Source organism: Inquilinus limosus (assembly GCF_051487185.1).
Taxonomy (GTDB): Bacteria; Pseudomonadota; Alphaproteobacteria; order DSM-16000; family Inquilinaceae; genus Inquilinus; species Inquilinus limosus_F.
Window position 1 is genome coordinate 1 of sequence record NZ_JAHVDK010000066.1, and the last position, 5,294, is coordinate 5,294.

Sequence of the window (5,294 nt, forward strand, 5' to 3'; positions counted from 1 at the left end):
TTGTCCTCGCCGACATAGTCATCCAAACACTCCGGCAGCAGCGTGGTCTGGCGACGGTCCTGCCCCTCGACGAAACGCTTCACGCTTGCCCCCCGCTCAGTCACCTCGGGCAGCGTATCAGATCATAGCGTTTTCACACGGCCTGCACCCTTTGCGGTCAGGGGAGGGGCTAAGACGCCGTGGTCGATCCGGCTCGGACCCGCCGCCGATTCCCCGAGGTGAGGAGCCAATCGCCGCTGACGCTGGGTTGGCGGTCCGATGATCGCGCGTCGGCGTGCATGAGCGTAGATGGTTGCGGGTCCCCGCAACCACGCTCTTTGAAGACGCTATATCCCTTACCTGCGCCGAGCTACGATTTCAGGCCAGCTCAACCGAAGGTGAAGGCATAGGCCTGGACGCCGGGGTCTAGGAACCAGATCTCGAAGGTGCGGTCGGCAACCGGGCTGTCCTGTCGCACCAACTGGTACAAACGCTGGTCCGTGACTATGCCCCGGCCATCGGCATCGGTGTCGCTGCCGCGGCTGTCGCCCGGCGCTGCGCCGTCGATGGTGACGCGGAACCGCACCGGCTTCCCGTCCGCGCCAGGACCCATCACCAGGTGCAGGTCGCGGGCGTGGAAGCGGTAGACGATGCCGCCATCTGCCCGGTTCAGCGCGGCGCGCTCGCCGCTGACCGTCCAGTCGCCAGTCAGGCTCCACTGGTTCAGCTGCGGCGATCCGGCCGCATAGACATGGCTGGCGTTCCGCACGAAGCCGCCGGGCGAAATGAAGTTCTCCGCCCGGCCGGCGCCGAGATAGGTTTCGGGCGACTGCACATCGGCGAAGTCCGAGGCGGCCTCGGCGCCGGTGCCGTCGACCGAGATCAGCCCGCCGGAGACACCGGTGCGCCCGGCCTCGGCCAGCAGCTGCTGGATCACCCGTTCCGACCGGTCGTAGCCGCCTTCGCCGAACTGCTCGTGCCGGATCCGGCCCTGGGCATCGATGAAATAAAGCGCCGGCCAGTACTGGTTCCCGAAGGCGCGCCAGACGGCGTAGCTGTTGTCGATCGCGACCGGGTAGCCGATCTTCAGGTCCGTGATCGCCTTGCGGACATTGTCGACACTGCGCTCGAAGGCGAATTCGGGCGCGTGCACGCCAATCACGACCAGGCCCTGATCCTTGTACTTCTCGGCCCAGCCCCGGATATAGGGAAGCGTGCGCAGGCAGTTGATGCAGGAATAGGTCCAGAAGTCGACCAGCACCACCTTGCCCTTCAGCCCCTCCACCGTCAGCGGCGGGGAATTCAGCCAGTCGATCGCTCCGGTCAGGGGCGGAAAGGTCCCCAGCACCGGCAGGACCCGGGCCTGTGCCTTCATGGCGATAGAGGAGGACTCATCGCCGGCAGCCGGCTGCAGCCGGTCGATCAGCCGCTGCTCCAGCGACGAGGTGGCGGCCAGGGACACACGCGACAACAGGCCGGTGTCGAGGCCGAGCGCGACGGCCGCGACCCCGGCCAGCACCGCGGCGCCCAGGCCACGCCGGATCCGCTCGCCGGCGCCGAGCGACCGCTTCATCGTGGCGAACACCCGTCCGCCGACCAGGAGGGCGAGGGCGAGGGAGGTGGCCGCGCCCGAGGCATAGGCCAGCAGCAGCAGCGAGGTGCCGGCATTGGCGCCGTTCAGCGCCGCCCCGGTCAGGATCAGGCCCAGCACCGGGCCGGCGCAAGGTGCCCAGAGCAGGCCGGTGGCGACGCCCAGCAGCAGCGACGCCGCCGCCGGCGACCGCGCCTCGCCGCCCGGCTCGGCCGATTGCGACAGCCGGCTGCCCAGCGCAACCAGCGGCCGGGTCAGCCGGTCGGCCAGTTGCGGCAGCAGCAGCGTCAGCCCGAACAGGGCCAGCAGCACGATCGCGGCGACGCGGCCGTATTCATTGGCGGCCACGGCCCAGCCTCCGGCCACCGCGGCCAGGGTGGCGACGGCGGCGAAGGTCACGGCCATGCCGGTCAGCATCGGCAGCCCGTTCGTCAGGAACGGCCGGTCGGCGCGGGCGAAGACGAAGGGCAGGACCGGCAGGATGCAAGGGCTGACGATGGTCAGCACGCCGCCGAAATAGGCCAGCAGGATCAGGAGGAGCATTTGGATGTCTCGTGACTGAAAAGGCCGGAGAGTTGTGGATCGCGCAGGCGCTCGTCCCTGCCGGTCGCAAAGCGGGTGAGGGGCGGCGATTGCCGAGATCACATGTAGGCGGCGGCCGGAATCTTGCCCGTTAGCCGCTGTTAGACGTTGTTGGCCTTGCCGCTGGGGTACCGCCCGCGCGGCAGATGTTATTGACTGATCATTCCAGAATTCCTATGTCGCCGCTATGGCTCGACCCAAGGAATTCGACAGCGAGAAGACTCTGGACGCCGCGATCGAGGTGTTCCGGGAGCACGGCTTCGACGGCACCTCGACCGATATGCTGGTGCAGGCCATGGGGATCGGCCGTCAGAGCCTCTACGACACGTTCGGCGACAAATGGCAGCTATACTGCGCAGCGGTGCGTCGCTACGCCGGCGCCGAAACGCAGAAGCATGTCGCGGCGCTGCGAAGCCGGCGCCGGGCCGTGGACGGCATCAAGGCCATGGTCGATCGGGTGGTCGCGGAGGCCGGCAAAGCCTGCCTCGGCGTGAACGCGATCTGCGAGTTCGGCCGCTCGCGCCGAGAGCTCTCGGACATACAGGACGATGCGGGTCGAGCCTTGCAGGCCGCGATGGTCGCGCGCATCCATCAGGCGCAGGCCGAGGGCGACGTCGCATCTCAGCTCGACCCGGACGAAGCCGCCGAATTCCTGTCCGCCAGCTTCGCCGGGATCCGCATCGCGGCCCGCGGCGGCGCAGGAAGCGGGCAGCTGCGGGCCCTCGGCGCATTGGCGCTGCGTGCCTTGCGATGAGCCGCGCCCCTTTTTTTGCCGAATTCTGGAATGAACGTTCAAGAACAGGAGATGTGATCTTGAAAGCGATCGTGATGACCCGCCCCGGCGGTCCGGAGGTGATGGAGCTGGTCGAGCGGCCGGAGCCCGTGCCCGGGCAGGGCCAGGCACTGGTCGAGGTCGCCGCCGCCGGCGTCAACTTCATGGACATCGGCGTCCGGCGCGGCCAGTTCTGGACCGAAGAATCGGGTCCGGTGATCCTCGGCGTCGAAGGGGCCGGCCGCGTGCTGACGGTGGGGCCAGGCGTTGACGGGGTCAAGGCCGGCCAGCGGGTCGCCTGGGTCTACGTTCCCGGCAGCTACGCCAACCGCGTCCTGGCACCGGCCTCTGCACTCGTCCCGATCCCGGACGGGATCGACGACCGAACCGCCGCGGCGGTCATGATGCAGGGCCTGACCGCCAGCCACTTCGCCACGGACTTCTACCCGGTCCAGCCGGGCGACGTGGCGCTGGTGCACGCCGCGGCAGGCGGCGTCGGCCAGATCCTGACCCAGATCATCAAGCTGCGCGGCGGCCGCGTGATCGGCCGCGTCTCGTCGCCGGAGAAGGCGGTGGTCGCGAAGGCGGCCGGGGCCGACGCGGTGGTCGTGGACACGGAGGGGCGGTTCGCCGAGGAAGTGATCCGCCTGTCAGGCGGCGGGGGCGTGCATGTCGTCTATGACGGCTCCGGCCCCAAGACCTTCCAGGCCTCGCTCGCGTCGCTGCGGCGCTCGGGCACCTTCTGCTGGTACGGCCCCGTGCTCGGCGGTCCCGGGCCGCTCGACATCATGAGCCTGCCGAAGAGCATCAAGATCGGCTACGCCGTCTTCTTCGACCATATCCACACGCCGGAGCTGCTGCAGGCCCGGGCGCGGCAGCTGTTCGACTGGATCATCGGCGGGCAGCTGACAATCAGGATCGGTCGCTCCTACCAGTTGGCGGATGCCGCCGAGGCCCACGCCGACATGGAGAGCCGCGCCACCACCGGCAAGCTCCTGCTGGTCCCGTGATCCGCCCCGCCGTCCGGGCACCCGCCCTTCTGCCGCTCGGGATCCGGCCATGACCGACCTTGAGCGCCTGGTCGCCATCGAGGCCATCCGCAGCCTCCAGTCGCGCTATGTCCGACTGGCCGATGGCAAGGATTGGGGCGCGCTCGCGCGCCTCTTCCTGCCGCGCGGCACCTTCGTGGTCTACGATCTGAAGGCCGGCCGCAGCTGGTTCTGGCCGGCCGCGAGCAGATCATCGAGCGATTGTCGCTCACCATCGGCGGCGGCGCGACGATCCATCATCTCGTGAGGGGCAGGTAGCGCCCGAGGCGTCATGGCGCAAAGCGCGTGAAGACATAATCGTGATTCTTCACTCCGGCTTCGTGGCAAGCGAAGCAGGTCTGATGCTGCGCCTCGTCAACGGGAATGCCGTTGATGAAGCGACCGAAGCCCCAGCCGCCGGTGGAGGGGTATCTCTTGGAGTCCTTCACCATCACCTGAACCGTCGTCGCGGCTCCGGGAACGAAGGCGGGCTCGAACTCGGGCGACTGGACGTGCTTCCAGGCGAGCTTGACGAGAATGGTTCCGTCGGGAAACGGAAGGGTTCCATTCTTGTAGGCTTCGATCGCCGCGGAATTTCCGAGAACAACGCGGAGCTCATTCAGCGGATCGGTTTCGTGCGCCGGCGCAACAAGTTCCCACTGCCGATATCCTTCAGGGATCGTGACGCCATAGATGGGCGATGTGCGTTCGGCATCCGCGCCGCTGGACATCACCGGTACAATCAGGAAGCAAAGGACCGTGGCTGCCAGCAGCCTCACCTGGAATGATGTCAACGGAGTGCTCCTTCTGATGCTGTGCTTGTTTCCGCCGGCGTGCGGTGACGTGCAGGAGGGTGTCGGCGCGCCACCGCTTCAGCCGCGGCAGCGGCGGCTCGGAAGCGAGCGGGTCAGGGGAATAGGATCGCTGAACTGCTGGGCCGGCGCGGTGCAGGTCGCGGCGAAGCTGCCGATAGCGCCGAGCATCGCCCCGGCGGCCAGACGGCGGAGGAACGAACCGATCATGGGATGTCCTTTCGGGCTGAAGGGCCGGCGGCCGGTCACAGTTTGGCGACGTCGATCACCGCCTGGGCGAAGGCCTGCGGGGCTTCCTGCGGCAGGTTGTGGCCGATCCCGCCGGTGATGGTGCGGTGCTCGTACCGGCCCGAGAACTTGGCGCGATAGGCCGCGGGCTCAGGGTGCGGCGCGCCGTTGGCGTCGCCTTCCATGGTGATCGTCGGCACCGTGATCACCGGGCCGGCGGCGAGCCGCTGCTCGAGGTCGTCGTACCGCGTCTCGCCCTCGGCCAGGCCGATCCGCCAGCGATAGTTGTGGACCACGATGTC

At 68.2% G+C, this 5,294-nt stretch carries 7 protein-coding genes; 3 read left to right on the forward strand and 4 right to left on the reverse strand.

Going from position 1 to position 5,294, the window contains the following annotated elements; translation table 11 throughout:
• Positions 1-367: 367 nt before the first annotated feature.
• Positions 368-2,113, reverse strand: a complete 1,746-nt coding sequence (locus KXR53_RS35335) for a cytochrome c biogenesis protein DipZ (protein WP_437380303.1) — start codon at positions 2,111-2,113, stop codon at positions 368-370.
• A gap of 226 nt (positions 2,114-2,339) precedes the next feature.
• On the opposite strand from KXR53_RS35335, the gene KXR53_RS35340 reads away from it, so the two are divergent.
• Genes KXR53_RS35340 through KXR53_RS35350 form a run of 3 tightly spaced genes read left to right on the forward strand, consistent with a single transcriptional unit; the run spans position 2,340 to position 4,220 of the window.
• Positions 2,340-2,906 (forward strand): TetR/AcrR family transcriptional regulator, encoded by a 567-nt coding sequence (locus tag KXR53_RS35340; protein ID WP_437380304.1) that lies wholly within the window; start codon positions 2,340-2,342, stop codon positions 2,904-2,906.
• Between the two features lie 59 nt (positions 2,907-2,965).
• Positions 2,966-3,934: a quinone oxidoreductase family protein gene (locus tag KXR53_RS35345; protein WP_437380305.1), complete on the forward strand. Its 969-nt coding sequence runs from the start codon at positions 2,966-2,968 to the stop codon at positions 3,932-3,934.
• Positions 3,935-3,983: 49 nt separating this feature from the next.
• Complete coding sequence (locus KXR53_RS35350; RefSeq protein ID WP_437380306.1) at positions 3,984-4,220, forward strand: nuclear transport factor 2 family protein; 237 nt, start codon at positions 3,984-3,986, stop codon at positions 4,218-4,220.
• A 22-nt stretch (positions 4,221-4,242) separates the two neighbouring features.
• Here the strand turns inward: KXR53_RS35350 and KXR53_RS35355 are convergent, their stop codons facing one another.
• The 3 genes from KXR53_RS35355 to KXR53_RS35365 form a co-directional block, all read right to left on the reverse strand.
• The gene (locus tag KXR53_RS35355) at positions 4,243-4,746 is read right to left on the reverse strand and encodes a cytochrome P460 family protein (protein WP_437380307.1); all 504 of its coding nucleotides are present in this window, start codon (positions 4,744-4,746) and stop codon (positions 4,243-4,245) included.
• Between the two features lie 78 nt (positions 4,747-4,824).
• Complete coding sequence (locus tag KXR53_RS35360; protein ID WP_437380308.1) at positions 4,825-4,974, reverse strand: hypothetical protein; 150 nt, start codon at positions 4,972-4,974, stop codon at positions 4,825-4,827.
• A 35-nt stretch (positions 4,975-5,009) separates the two neighbouring features.
• Positions 5,010-5,294: alpha/beta fold hydrolase (locus tag KXR53_RS35365; protein ID WP_437380309.1), on the reverse strand; the 285-nt coding region annotated here is incomplete at its 5' end.